This is a genomic window from Halomonas sp. CSM-2 (assembly GCF_002119345.1).
In the GTDB taxonomy this organism is placed as follows: Bacteria; Pseudomonadota; Gammaproteobacteria; order Pseudomonadales; family Halomonadaceae; genus Vreelandella; species Vreelandella janggokensis.
The window spans coordinates 14773-27357 of the sequence record NZ_NBYR01000011.1 but is presented as its reverse complement, the minus strand read 5'-3'; the positions used below and the strand labels follow the sequence as shown (position 1 = coordinate 27357).

At 59.5% G+C, this 12585-nt stretch carries 12 protein-coding genes; 8 read left to right on the top strand and 4 right to left on the bottom strand.

Translation table 11 applies throughout. The features are described from left to right. Positions 1-47: 47 nt before the first annotated feature. The 8 genes from B7L15_RS10895 (at position 48) to nanR (ending at position 8040) form a co-directional block, all read left to right on the top strand. Complete coding sequence (locus B7L15_RS10895; protein WP_085919005.1) at positions 48-812, top strand: SDR family NAD(P)-dependent oxidoreductase; 765 nt, start codon at positions 48-50, stop codon at positions 810-812. Then, on the top strand, positions 809-1825 hold the full coding sequence (gene pdxA, locus B7L15_RS10890) for a 4-hydroxythreonine-4-phosphate dehydrogenase PdxA (RefSeq protein WP_254902922.1): 1017 nt from the start codon (positions 809-811) through the stop codon (positions 1823-1825). The genes B7L15_RS10895 and pdxA overlap by 4 nt, the downstream gene beginning before the upstream one ends. Then, positions 1812-2954, top strand: coding sequence for a four-carbon acid sugar kinase family protein (locus B7L15_RS10885; RefSeq protein WP_085919004.1), 1143 nt, complete (start codon positions 1812-1814; stop codon positions 2952-2954). Before pdxA ends, B7L15_RS10885 begins: the two co-directional genes overlap by 14 nt. 146 nt (positions 2955-3100) lie before the next feature. Further along, positions 3101-4099 (top strand): sialic acid TRAP transporter substrate-binding protein SiaP, encoded by a 999-nt coding sequence (locus B7L15_RS10880; protein ID WP_085919003.1) that lies wholly within the window; start codon positions 3101-3103, stop codon positions 4097-4099. A gap of 63 nt (positions 4100-4162) precedes the next feature. Continuing rightward, on the top strand, positions 4163-4699 hold the full coding sequence (locus tag B7L15_RS10875; RefSeq protein ID WP_085919002.1) for a TRAP transporter small permease: 537 nt from the start codon (positions 4163-4165) through the stop codon (positions 4697-4699). Between the two features lie 26 nt (positions 4700-4725). Further along, complete coding sequence (locus B7L15_RS10870; protein WP_085919001.1) at positions 4726-6105, top strand: TRAP transporter large permease; 1380 nt, start codon at positions 4726-4728, stop codon at positions 6103-6105. 25 nt (positions 6106-6130) lie between these two features. Beyond that, the gene (locus B7L15_RS10865) at positions 6131-7207 is read left to right on the top strand and encodes an Ldh family oxidoreductase (RefSeq protein WP_085919000.1); all 1077 of its coding nucleotides are present in this window, start codon (positions 6131-6133) and stop codon (positions 7205-7207) included. A 110-nt stretch (positions 7208-7317) separates the two neighbouring features. After that, on the top strand, positions 7318-8040 hold the full coding sequence (gene nanR / locus B7L15_RS10860; RefSeq protein WP_085918999.1) for a transcriptional regulator NanR: 723 nt from the start codon (positions 7318-7320) through the stop codon (positions 8038-8040). A gap of 31 nt (positions 8041-8071) precedes the next feature. On the opposite strand, the gene B7L15_RS10855 is transcribed toward nanR, so the two are convergent. The 4 genes from B7L15_RS10855 to B7L15_RS10840 form a co-directional block, all read right to left on the bottom strand. Continuing rightward, complete coding sequence (locus tag B7L15_RS10855; protein ID WP_085918998.1) at positions 8072-9094, bottom strand: zinc-binding alcohol dehydrogenase family protein; 1023 nt, start codon at positions 9092-9094, stop codon at positions 8072-8074. A 61-nt stretch (positions 9095-9155) separates the two neighbouring features. Then, positions 9156-10001 carry a fumarylacetoacetate hydrolase family protein gene (locus B7L15_RS10850; protein WP_085918997.1) on the bottom strand — a complete coding sequence of 282 codons (846 nt, stop codon included), beginning with the start codon at positions 9999-10001 and terminating at the stop codon, positions 9156-9158. A 62-nt stretch (positions 10002-10063) separates the two neighbouring features. Beyond that, positions 10064-10813 carry an SDR family oxidoreductase gene (locus tag B7L15_RS10845; protein ID WP_085918996.1) on the bottom strand — a complete coding sequence of 250 codons (750 nt, stop codon included), beginning with the start codon at positions 10811-10813 and terminating at the stop codon, positions 10064-10066. Between the two features lie 172 nt (positions 10814-10985). Further along, entirely contained in the window at positions 10986-12515 is a 1530-nt protein-coding gene (locus B7L15_RS10840) for a UxaA family hydrolase (RefSeq protein ID WP_085918995.1), read from the bottom strand. Positions 12516-12585 lie beyond the last annotated feature (70 nt).

The following is a 12585-nucleotide window of genomic DNA, read 5'->3' as shown; positions in this document are numbered from 1 at the left end:
CGCAACCTAATGGCGATTGCCACACGATAACCAATCAGGAGTGCAGCATGTTCGATGAAATGAAAGGCAAACGAATACTGGTGACCGGTTCGAGTCGGGGGATCGGCGCGGCAGTTGCCAGGCGGCTCGGTGGACTGGGGGCGCGCGTGGCGGTGCATTACCACCGCAGTGAAGGACCGGCCCAGGCGGTCTGCGACGATATCCGCCAGGCGGGCGGCGAGGCCTTTCTGATTCAAGGTGATATCAGCCGCACGAAAGAAGCCACCTCGATTGTCGATCAGGCGGCGGAACAGCTGGGTGGGCTCGATCTGTTGATCAACAATGCCGGTGATATGCAGGGACGCGTCAGCCTGGACGAGATGGATGATGAGTATTACGACAGCGTCATGGACCTCAACGCGCGTTCGGTTGTCATGGCCAGTCGGGCGGCGCTGCCTTACCTGCGCCAGGCCGGGGCTGGCAATATCATTCATACCGGCTCGATCGCAGCGCGTAATGGCGGTGGCACTGGCGCGGGGCTCTACGCTTCGGCCAAGGGCTTCGTCACTACCTTGACCCGCAACATGGCCAAGGAGCTCGCCGGCGACAAGATTCGTGTCAATGCCGTGGCGCCTGGCGTGATTACCACGGATTTCCACGCGCGTCACTCCAACGATGCCCAGATGGAAGCCGCCCGGGCCACGATCCCTCAGGGGCGTCTTGGCAGCGCTGAGGATTGTGTTGGTGCCTACCTGTTTCTGGCGACCGATGCCCTCAGCGGCTATGTCACCGGGCAGATTATTGAAGTCAACGGCGGGCAGTTGATGCCATGAGCCGCAACAGGCAATACGACATCGCCATTACCATGGGGGACCCGGCGGGTATCGGCCCCGAGATCATCTGTCGGGCCGTCGCTGACATGTCGCCATCGGCGCGGGCGGGCACTTTGTTGGTTGGCGATCCGGCGATCTTTCGACGTGCCGCGCAAACCATCGGCAGCAACCTGGATTTCGCGCCTTTGGATATGGCCGACGCCGATATAGATCGTGTGGCAGTCGCGGTGGTGGAAGCACCTGCCGATGCCGACATTCCCGACGGCGAGATCAGTGCCGGTGCCGGTGACATGGCCTTTCGCTGCATCGACAAGGCCGTGGAGCTGGTGCAGAGCGGTCAGGCCGGAGTGATTGTCACGGCGCCGTTGAACAAGGCAGCACTGCATGCGGCCGGTCATTATTATGATGGCCACACCGGCATGCTGGCGGCGCTAACCGGCGCGCCCTCATCGTTCATGCTGTTGGCCTCCGAGCACTTGTCGACCCTGCATGTGTCGACCCATGTATCGTTGCGTGAGGCCATTGATCGGGTAACGCCCGAGCGGATCATTGCCACCGTCGAGGCCGGTGACGAGCATCTCAGGTCGCTGGGAATGGCCAATCCGCGCATCGCGGTGGCCGGACTTAATCCGCACTGCGGTGAGGGCGGTATTTTCGGTGACGAAGACACCCGCTGTATTGCACCGGCTGTCGAGACCCTCAAGGCGCGTGGATTTGAAGTAAGTGGCCCGATCTCCGCCGATACTGTTTTCTTTCGCGCGTCGCAGGGCGAGTTCGACCTGGTGGTTGCCCAATATCACGACCAGGGGCATATCCCGGTCAAGCTGATTGCCTTCGACACCACGGTGAATGTCAGTCTTGGTTTGCCGATCCGGCGTACGTCTGTGGACCATGGTACCGCCTTCGACATTGCCTGGCAGGGCAGGGCGGATGCGACCAACATGGGCGCGGCGATTGCGTACGCGCATCGGTTGGTGGCTGGAATGAGAGCTAACCCAAATGGACGTGAATGAGTGCCGCGTCGCCATTGTCGCCGACGACCTGACCGGTGCGCTGGACGCCGCGGCACCTTTCGCCCAGCGCGGCGCGACGACACGCGTGGTCGTGGTATTGGAGAGCCTGGAGGCTTCCCTGGACGCGTGGCAAGGGGCGCTCCCTGACGTGATCGCGGTGACAACCGAATCGCGCCACCTGATGGCATCGGCGGCGGCCGAACGCGTGACCCAGGCGACCCGGATACTCGCTCGTCTGGCTCCTGCTGTGTGGTTCAAAAAAATCGACTCGACACTGCGCGGCCAGGCAGTGGCTGAGAGCCTGGCGATGCACCGGGCTTGTTGTCGACGGCTGTTGCTCGCTCCCGCCGTTCCTTCTCAGGGCCGCACGACCTGCGATGCCCGAATCCTCGTGTACGGCCAACCCCTCGAAGCAACCGACTTTGCCCGCGACGCACGTTCCCAGCCCCCCACTGGTGGCCTGGATGCTCTGTTCGCTGCCGCCGGATTACCCCTGGCGCGCCATGTTCCAGGTCAGCGACTGCCGATGGCGGACAGCGTGGCCGATGCCGAAACAGATGCCGACCTTGATGACTTGGCCGGTGGGGTCGGCGACGAGCCGGGGAAGTGGCTGGCGGTAGGTGCTGCGGGGTTGAGTCGCGCTCTGGCTCAGGTCATGTTCGGTGCGGCGGTGCCATTGGACCATGCCCCTTTTGTCGGCATCTGGATGGCCGTCGGGTCGCGCAGCGAGCGAGCCAGGCAGCAGGTGGCCGCGCTGCGTCGTGCCGTGCCCGAGCTTCCTGTCATGACGGACATTGACGAAGCGACGGTTGAGTCGCCTTGCCTGTTGTTGATGCCCGATACAGAGGCACCTCCGCGTGGTGCCAACGAGGTGGCGGCAGCGCTTGCCGACGCACTTGCCTTGGGTATGCTGGCGGCCAGGCAGCGCCTCTACCTGGTGACCGGTGGTGATTGCGCCAGTGCGCTGATGAAAAGGCTGGATGCTTGCTATATCGACGTAGCGTGCGAGTGGGAACCAGGAATGGTACTGGGCTATCCGCAGGGCAATCGGAAGTGGCCCTTGCTGACCAAGGCAGGTGGCTTCGGCGACGAGGCGTTGCTGGTGCGCTTGTTAAGATCCCTGGATTGAACGTCAATCCAGAGGTTGCATTGCTCAGAATTGGCGACTAGATTGGATTATGATGGTATGACACGTATACAAGAAGTCCATCACCTTCACTTTCAAATCACCCAACAACCCAACTCCCCAATCATCACGCTATGGAGCAAAATAAAATGGGTAACGCCAACTTCCGACTCAAAACCTTCCATCGTCTCGCCTCCGGCACCCTCCTGCTGGCGGGCATGACGGCAAGCGGCTATGCCTTCGCCGAAACGCTCAATTTTGCCCACGTCTACGAGACATCCGAGCCCTACCATGAGTGGGCGCTGTGGGCGGCTGATGAGATCGAGGAGCGCACCGACGGCCGCTACGAGATCGAGGTTCATCCCGCCTCGTCGCTAGGTAAAGAGGCCGATATCAACGAGGGCCTCCAACTGGGTACCGTGGATCTGATCTACACCGGCAACCAGTTCGCCGGGCGTTTTTACGGCCCCATCGGTATTGCGGGAGCGCCCTACATGTTCCGCGATTTCGATCACTGGCGTGCCTATGCCGACAGCGATCTTTTCGACGAGATCGCCCAGGGCTACCAGGATAAGACCGGCAACGTGCCATTGGCGATGAACTACTATGGTCGCCGTCATGTGACCTCCAATGAACCCATTAACGAGCCGGCGGATATGGAAGGCCTCAAGATCCGCACGCCTAATGCGCCGATGTATATGATGTTCCCTGAGGCCGTGGGTGCCAATCCGACCCCTATCGCCTTCGCTGAGGTCTATCTGGCGCTTCAACAAGGCGTCGTGGACGCCCAGGAGAACCCTCTGCCGACCATTCGCGCCAAAGCCTTCTACGAGGTGCAGGACTACATCAACCTGACCGGCCATATCACCGACTCGCTGATCACCATTGCCGGTGGGCCACTTTGGAACCGCCTCTCTGAAGAAGATCGCGAGATTTTCCGCGAGGTCTACATGGAAGCGGGTGAGAAAATCACTGAAGACATCCTCCAGTCCGAAGAAGATCTCGTTGCCTGGTTCGAGGATCAAGGGGTGACCGTCAATGAGGTCGACATCACGCCATTCCGCGAAGCCACCGTGCCGTACCATACCGGTGAAGATGCGACCTGGGATCAGGAAACCTACGACCGCCTTCAGGCGATCGGTCAGTAAGCCTCTTCTCATAGCCGACACGCCATCCCCTGAAGGGGGTGGCGTCTTCTGCGGAGCTTGCAAATGACAATCGATAAATGGCCTGCCGAGACATCCGACTTTCAGATGGAGGAAGACGATACCTTTGAGTGGCGTGACTATGGGATTGAGGATTACGCCACCCTGGTGGTGTTCTGGCTGCTGGCGCTGGATGTATTCATGCAGTTCTTCAGCCGCTACGTATTGGGGAATTCGATCGCCTGGACGGAAGAGATGGCTCGCTATCTTTTGGTGACCGTGGGGTTCATGGGAGGCTCCATGGCTGTCCGTACGGGTACGCATATTTCCGTCGAATTTTTCTATCGCTATATGCCCGGCTGGATGAGTCGGCTGCTTGTGACCTTGGTGGATGTTGTCAGTATTGCCTTCTTTGCCACCGGCGCCTGGATCACCTGGAAGCTCGCCGACCGGACCACGGCGTTGATGGCGTCCGTCGATATCCCCAAGAGTTTTCTCTACTACCTGGTGTTGTTGGGGTTCATCTTGATGTTGGGACGGGCTATCCAGATGGCGGTAATTCGCTGGCGTGACCGCAATTCCTCGCACCCTGACGCCCCATAACGACCACTTTGGCCGGAGCTTTCCCCATGTCCCATTTCCTGGCTATGCGCCCTCGAGGGGCGTTGGTTTCACCCCTGATCGCCGCCCTTGCGGTATCGGGTTGCTTGACCCTGGCTTTCTTCGGCGAGTATTTGCTGTTCCTGTTTGCCGCTCTGTTCACCATGTTGCTGCTGGGCGTGCCGATTGCCATCAGCCTGGCGGGTTCCTGCCTGCTGTATGTCTATCTCACCGGGCGCGTGCCCGATGTGGTGGTCGTGCATCGAATGGTCAACGGCGTTGACAGCTTTCCGTTGTTGGCGATCCCGTTTTTCATCCTGGCCGGCAACCTGATGAACAATGGAGGTATCACCAAACGCATTTTCGATTTTGCCAAAGCGTTGATGGGTTGGATGCGCGGTGGTTTGGGCCATGTCAATGTCGGCGCGAGCATCGTCTTTTCCGGCATGTCCGGTGCGGCGGTGGCTGATGCCGGTGGCCTAGGGACTATCGAGATCAAGGCCATGCGCGATGCAGGCTACGATAAGGAGTTCTCGGTGGGCATTACAGCCGCCTCCTCGACGATCGGGCCGATTATCCCGCCCAGCTTGCCGATGGTCATCTACGGTGTCATGGCGTCGGTCTCCGTCGGTCAGTTGTTCGCTGCCGGGCTTATTCCAGGTCTGTTGATGGGTGTGGCACTGATGGTGATGATCACGATCATGGCCAAACGTCGCGGTTATCCCCGGGATTCGGCATTCTCGATTTCGCACCTATGGACGACGTTCCGCCGTGCTTTCCTGTCCCTTTTGACACCGGTGATCATCGTCGGTGGCATCATTTCTGGTGTCTTTACCCCTACCGAGGCCGCCATCGCGGCGGTGGTCTATGCGCTTTTCCTGGGCGGGGTGGTGTATAGAATCCTCACCTGGCGTCGCCTGATGAAGGTCAGCATGGAAACCATCGAGACGACAGCCGTCATTCTGCTGATTGTCGCGGGTGCTTCGATCTTTGCCTGGATCATGAGCAGCAACCAGGTAACGCAGCATGTCATGGGACTTTTGGGCCCCTTTGCCGATAATCCCATCGCTCTGCTGATTATCATCAACCTTGTGCTGATCCTGGTTGGCTGCTTCATGGAGACCATTGCGGCTATCACCATCCTGGTGCCCGTTCTGTTGCCGGTGGCCGTATCCGCGGGTGTAGATCCGGTGCACTTTGGCGTGATCATGGTGCTCAACCTGATGATCGGCCTGCTGACGCCGCCGGTGGGTATGGTGCTCTATGTCTTATCGCGGGTCTCGAACATTTCCTTCGAGAGTTGCATGCGCGGCACGCTGCCGTTTCTCATTCCGCTGGTGATCTCGCTGCTGCTGGTGACCTTCATTCCAGCGATTTCGCTGTGGCTGCCAACCCTGGTCTACCGTTGAGTTTGACGAAAGGAGCTGAGTGTCGATGACATCCGATTCGCCTGATTTTCGCGTTGCCGTTACTGATCTGGAACGTTTCATCGATCGTATTCTGCATCGCGCGGGAGCCGATGTGGCCTCCGCCCAGGCCGTGACTCGCGCGCTGGTCACGGCTTCGCGCATGGGGACGGACAGCCACGGATTGCGGCTACTGCCGCACTATATCCAGGCCTTGCAAGGTGGGCGTATCAATGGTCGCCCCGCGATGCATTTTACCCAACCCCTGCCAGCCACTGGGTATCTGGATGCCGATGACGGCCTAGGGCATTTGGCGGGCTACACGGCCATGGGGCATGCCGCTGACATGGCCGAAAAAGTGGGGCTGGGCGCGGTGGCGGTGGGTAATTCATCCCACTTTGGCGCTGCAGGTTGCTATGCGCTGGCGGCCGCTGAACGCGGGTTGATCGGTATGGCCTTCTGCAACTCCGACCCTTTCGTCTTGCTGCACGAGGGACGGTCGCCGTTTCATGGCACCAATCCGATTGCCTTTGCGGCACCGGTCAATGGCCAAGCTCCCTACCTGCTGGATATGGCGACCAGTTCGGTGCCCTGGAATCGCGTTCAGCAGTACGGCGCCATCGGTCGTGAACTTCCGGACCAGGTCGCGGCGGATGCCGCGGGTCGCGTGACCCGCACGCCAGCCGACGTGTCAGCGTTGTTACCGCTGGGCGGAAGTGATTTCGGCTTCAAGGGGGCAGGGCTCGGTGGCATGGTCGAGATATTGAGTTCAACGCTTTCGGGCATGCTTAACGGTTTCCGTCTTTTGCCAATGGGCGGGCCCGATATGGCGACACCGCGGGGAGTAGGTCACTTTTTTCTGGCGATGAACCCTGATGCCTTTAATGAAAATGCATCCTTTGAGACTTGTCTACGCGAATACCTCGAGGACCTGCGTGCTCAGCCCGCCAACGAGGGGGCTGAGACACTGGCACCTGGGGACCGGGAGTGGCGATGCCTTGGCATGCGGGATGCTAATGGCATCCCCCTGGACAGGGCTAACCAGGCCGCTTATGCCGCGCTGGCCGAGCAGTTCGATGTTGAACCGCTGACGCCTATGCGCTGAAAAAGACGCCTTTCCTGCCCCGAAATGACGGCGAAATGCGGTAAAATATGGCCATAAGGGGTAAAGAAAGGTTTGTTTTCTTTACCGAAGACAGTCAGGAGAAGGCGTGCATGAGTCGATATCAGGTAGAGCGCAAGACACTATCCGAGCAGGTAGCCGAGCAGCTGGAAACCGAAATCCTCGAGGGACGTTTGAGCGAAAACGCGCAATTGCCTTCAGAGCGAGAACTGATGGAGCAGTTTGGGGTGGGGCGTCCGGCGGTGCGCGAAGCGTTGTTCTACCTTCAGCGTTTGGGCTTGATCGCCATCAATAGCGGAACGCGTGCGCGGGTTATTCGTCCTACGGCAGAAGCGGTGATGTCGCGCCTTTCAGGGGTAACCCGGCAGTTGCTTTCCAAGCCTGATGGGCAGCAGTATTTCCAGGAGGCCCGCGCCATGTTCGAGATATCGCTGGCGCGTTACGCCGCCGTCAATGCCAGTGAAGAAGACCTCCAGCGCCTGCGCGATGCCCTGCAGGACAATCGCGATGCCATAGGCGACGAAGCGCGTTTCAAGCGTTCAGATAACGAATTTCATGGGGTACTGGCCAGTATCGGGCGCAATCCTATTTTCGACGCTATTCATGTGGCACTCTCCGAGTGGCTTGATGACCGTCGTGCACAAGTGCTGCAGCAAGAAGGTGAGGATAAGGCCGCGACAGCAGCGCATACCGAAATCATCGAGGCCATCGAATCACGCGACCCCGATGCCGCCGAGGCAGCCATGCGCCGCCACCTGGACCGCCACTATGGTACCTATATGCAGCTCAAGGAACGCCTGTCAGCGTCGCCTTGAGAAGACAACGGGGCTGCCTCTCCATGGGAGGCTAGTGGTCAAGGTGTATCATTGCCTTGATAACGCCGGTAGCAGGGTCACACCACGCCGACATTCGCTCCGGGACTGCATCGAGTTCTTCACGGTGTGTGATCATCGCTGTGTCTTGCAGTCTACCGGCTTCCATCAGTGTCGAGACCCAGGTGAAATCCTCACGTGTGGCATTGCGGCTACTGAGCAGGGTCATTTCCTTGCGGTGAAAGTCAGGGTCGTGAAAAGTGATGTCCGCTTTGACGATACTGACCAGAACGTAGCGTCCCGCCTGGCCGACAAGGTCGAAGCCCTGCTGCATGGCCTCGGGGTTCCCGGTAGCATCGAAGACGGCGTCTGCCAGTGCACCGTCGCTGAGGGTCTCCAGTTGCGCTAGCGTATCGTGTCGCAAGGGATTCAGGGTGTGGTCGACATGCAGTGTCTCGCGGCAGAAGGCCAGCCGCTGTTCGTTGGTATCGACGACCACCACGCGGGCCCCGCACTCCCGGGCGAATTGCGCTACCCCAATGCCTATCGGGCCAGCACCTACGACAACTGCCCATTCACCCTGAGCCAGCGCGCTGCGACGCACGGCGTGGGCGCCGATGGCCAGGCATTCCATCAGTGCGAGCTGGTCCAGCGACAGGGTGGGGGAAAGCATCAAGTGGTCGACTGGCACCACCAGCATGTCGCACATGCCGCCGTCGCGATGCACGCCGATGACCTTGATTCGCTGGCAGCAGTTGGTGAGCCCCCTTTGGCAGGCGCGGCATTCACCGCAATGCAGATAGGGGATGACGGAGGCATTCTGACCCACCAGTGCCTGGTTGTGGCTATCACCCACTTGCACAACCTCACCAGCCAGCTCGTGCCCCAGCACTCGCGGATAGGCAAAGTACGGCTGATTGCCACCAAAAGCATGGATATCCGTGCCACAGATGCCGATTCTCCGGATGCGCAGCAGGGCCTCGCCCGCTCCGCAAACCGGTGTTTCTCGGTCATCGTGTTCCATCAAGCCGGGGCGCGTACAGACGATGCTGCGCATGGCTTGGCCCTCCTTCATCTCAACTCAACGGCGGGGTTGATTCTGACGATTGAATTTCAGCCTAGTCGTCGGCAACCACTTGCTGGTTCTGTTCGCCCAGCCCCTCAATCCCCAAGCGCATGCGCTGGCCAGGGCGAAGGTAGACCGATGGTTTCTGACCCATGCCGACGCCTGGGGGGGTGCCGGTCGAGATCACATCACCCGGCTGCAGGCTCATGAAGCGGCTCAGGTAGCTGATCAGGAAAGGAATCTGGTACACCATGGTGCGCGTGCTGCCGTCCTGATAGCGCTTGCCATCCACTTCGAGCCACATGTCTAGCTCGTGCGGGTCGGCTACCTCGTCGGGCGTGACCAGCCAGGGCCCCATCGGGCCGAAAGTGTCGCACCCCTTGCCCTTGTCCCAGGTGCCGCTGCGTTCGAGCTGAAACTCGCGCTCGGAAACATCGTTGATCACGCAATAGCCCGCCACGTGTTTCATGGCATCGGCTTCGGCTATGTACTTGCCGCCTTCTCCGATCACTACACCCAGTTCGACTTCCCAATCGGTTTTCTGCGAATCACGCGGGATGATGACATTGTCATCGGGGCCGCAGATGGCGCTTGTCCATTTGTTGAACACCACCGGCTCGGGGGGCACCTGGGCACCGGTTTCGGCGGCATGGTCGGAGTAGTTGAGGCCGATGCACAGGAACTTGCCGACACCGCTGACGCAGGGGCCGAGGCGCGTGTCTTTAGGCACTTCCGGCAGTTTGTCGGTATCCAGCTCAGCCAATACGGACAGGTGGTCACGGCTGAGGTGGGGGCCATCGAGATCGGGCAGGTGGGCCGACAGGTCGCGAATGACCCCTTGAGTGTCCAGCAGGCCGGGCTTTTCATGGCCCGGAGGGCCGAAGCGCAGTAATTTCATGTGTGCTCCTTATAAATGTGGGCATTGATATCGTTCATTAACCATCATCTGGCGCGGCATTATCAGTTTAACCAGCCGCCATCGATGATCTGAGTGGTGCCGGTGGTATAGGCGGATTCGTCGGCAGCCAGGTAGGTGGCAAGTGCCGCGATCTCGTCGGCGCTGCCCAGGCGGCCCAAGGGCTGTCGGGCGTTGAATTCGGCGTAGACGTCATCCTCTTCGCGGCCCTGCTTTTCGGCCTGGGCGCGAATGCGCTGGCGCAGCGACGGTGAGTCCACGGTGCCTGGGCAGATGGCGTTGCAGCGGATGCCCTGGCCGATGTAGTCGGCGGCGACTGACTTGGTCAGCCCCAGAACCGCGGCCTTGGTGGTACCGTAGGCGCAACGGTTGGGCACGCCCTTGAGGCTCGACGCTACCGAGGCCATGTTAATGATGCTGCCACCGCCGTTGTCGATCATGGCGGGCAGCATGGCACGGATAATGCGCATCATGGCCATGACATTGAGCGAGAACGACAGTTCCCAGTCATCGTCGGTACCTTCAAGCAACGAGCCGTTGGCCACATAGCCTGCGCAATTGAAAAGAATGTCGACAGGGCCGACTTCATCGGCCAAGGCCTTGATGGCATCAGCATTGAGCACGTCCAGTTGACGAGTCTCGATGCCGGGCGTACCGGCCAACTCGGCCAGGGTAGCGTCATTGATATCCGTGGCGATGACCCGCGCGCCTTCAGCAGCGAATCGCAGCGCAGTGGCTCGGCCGATGCCCTGGCCTGCTGCGGTGATCAGGGCCGTCTTGTTATTCAATCGCATGGCAGGTTCCGTGATCGTGTTTGTTGAGACCTATTGGTCTGTTGTTGTTTTGTGATGAATAAGCTGTATGACAGGATGACAGTACGATATCTGCGTTTGAGTATGGCCCAATCGAATGTCTTTGCCAAATGGTCGCCGACAGCTGATAGGTATCACTGATGACGTCTGTTGATCAGGTGACGGCGCCCACCATCCAGGGGACAAACTCGTTACTACCATAGCCCAGCGATTCGCTGGCAGTTTCTTCACCTGAGGCGATGGCAATGATCTTCTGGAATATCGCTTCGCCACAGTTCCTGACGGTGTCATCCCCGTCGATGATGCCGCCACAATTGATATCCATATCCTCTGACATGGCATCAAACATGGCGGTGTTGGTGGCAAGCTTGATACAGGGTGCAGGCTTGAAGCCCGACACGGAGCCACGGCCGGTGGTAAAGCACACGATCGTCGACCCAGAGGCAATCTGTCCCGTCACGGAGACCGGGTCGTAGCCAGGGCTGTCCATGAAGTTGAAACCGGGCTTTTTGATGGGTTCGGCATACTCGAGCACATCACTGAGACTTGAGGAGCCACTTTTGGAAACGGCGCCAAGTGACTTCTCAAGTATTGTGGACAGGCCACCGGCTTTATTACCTGGCGAGGGGTTGTTGTTCAGCTCAGCGCCATTGATCCAGGTGTAGTGCTTCCACCAGGCGATACGCTCCAGTAGCTTGCGAGCAACGCTGACATCGACGGCCCGGTTGAGCAGCAGGTGTTCGGCGCCGTAGATCTCTGGGGTCTCGGCCAGAATGACACTGCCCCCATGCTGTACGATGAGGTCGGCCGCATAACCCAGCGCCGGGTTGGCGGTAATGCCCGAATAGCCATCGGAACCGCCACACTGCAGGGCAACGGTAAGATGTTTGAGTGGCGCTGGCTGGCGCGGGGTATGCGCATGGGTATTGGCCATGGCGAGTATCTTGTCGCTGGCCAGTTTAATGCTGGCACGTGTTCCACCCGCCCCCTGAATGTTGAAGTAGTCGAGCCGTTGGCTATCCGTCATTCCGTACTTGTCGACCAGCGCCTTTACCTGGTTGCTCTCGCAGCCCAGGCCGATCACGATCACAAACGCGAAATTCGGGTTCACCGCATAGCCGGTGACGACTCTTTCCAGAAAGGCAAATCCCTCCGACTCGGTGTTCATGGCGCAGCCTGACCCATGCGTGACGGGAACCACACCATCGAAGCCGAGTTTTTCAAGCCCTGCCGACGCGTTAAGTTGATCCGCGGTGGCCTTGACCACGGTCGCCGAGCAATTGACCGTAGCCACGATGCCAATGTAGTTACGGGTACCGACGCGGCCATCACTGCGGTGAAAGCCATTGAAGGTCAGGTCACTCTCCACGATGGGTGTCGGTGCGGCGGGAGTGAAGTTTTCAAGCGACGTATCACGCTCCAGCATGGCCAGATTATGTGTGTGGACATGGTCACCCGCACGGATCGGCTGGCTGGCCAGGCCTATCGTCTGCCCATATTTTACGACGGGGGTGTTCGCCTCGATATCGACCAGCGCCACCTTGTGGCCGGCCATGATGTTTTCTCGTGCAGCCCCTAATGCCTGACTGAGCGAAAGCCCTTCGGCGATATTCCGGGTGGCAACGCCCACATTGTCATCAGGGTCCAGGCTGATCACCATCGTGTAATCATTGATAAGTTCCATCGTTTTCTCCAAATCGCGACAGGCGGTTCGCATACCGTCGGGCCAAGGTGACTCCTGGTGTGATGGTATA

Coding starts and splice junctions, on each gene's coding strand:
- B7L15_RS10880 (WP_085919003.1), top strand. CDS start 3,101: ATGGGTAACGCCAACTTCCGACTCAAAACCTTCCATCGTCTCGCCTCC.
- B7L15_RS10885 (WP_085919004.1), top strand. CDS start 1,812: ATGGACGTGAATGAGTGCCGCGTCGCCATTGTCGCCGACGACCTGACC.
- pdxA (WP_254902922.1), top strand. CDS start 809: ATGAGCCGCAACAGGCAATACGACATCGCCATTACCATGGGGGACCCG.
- B7L15_RS10855 (WP_085918998.1), bottom strand. CDS start 9,094: ATGCGCAGCATCGTCTGTACGCGCCCCGGCTTGATGGAACACGATGAC.
- B7L15_RS10845 (WP_085918996.1), bottom strand. CDS start 10,813: ATGCGATTGAATAACAAGACGGCCCTGATCACCGCAGCAGGCCAGGGC.
- B7L15_RS10865 (WP_085919000.1), top strand. CDS start 6,131: ATGACATCCGATTCGCCTGATTTTCGCGTTGCCGTTACTGATCTGGAA.
- nanR (WP_085918999.1), top strand. CDS start 7,318: ATGAGTCGATATCAGGTAGAGCGCAAGACACTATCCGAGCAGGTAGCC.
- B7L15_RS10895 (WP_085919005.1), top strand. CDS start 48: ATGTTCGATGAAATGAAAGGCAAACGAATACTGGTGACCGGTTCGAGT.
- B7L15_RS10840 (WP_085918995.1), bottom strand. CDS start 12,515: ATGGAACTTATCAATGATTACACGATGGTGATCAGCCTGGACCCTGAT.
- B7L15_RS10850 (WP_085918997.1), bottom strand. CDS start 10,001: ATGAAATTACTGCGCTTCGGCCCTCCGGGCCATGAAAAGCCCGGCCTG.
- B7L15_RS10875 (WP_085919002.1), top strand. CDS start 4,163: ATGACAATCGATAAATGGCCTGCCGAGACATCCGACTTTCAGATGGAG.
- B7L15_RS10870 (WP_085919001.1), top strand. CDS start 4,726: ATGTCCCATTTCCTGGCTATGCGCCCTCGAGGGGCGTTGGTTTCACCC.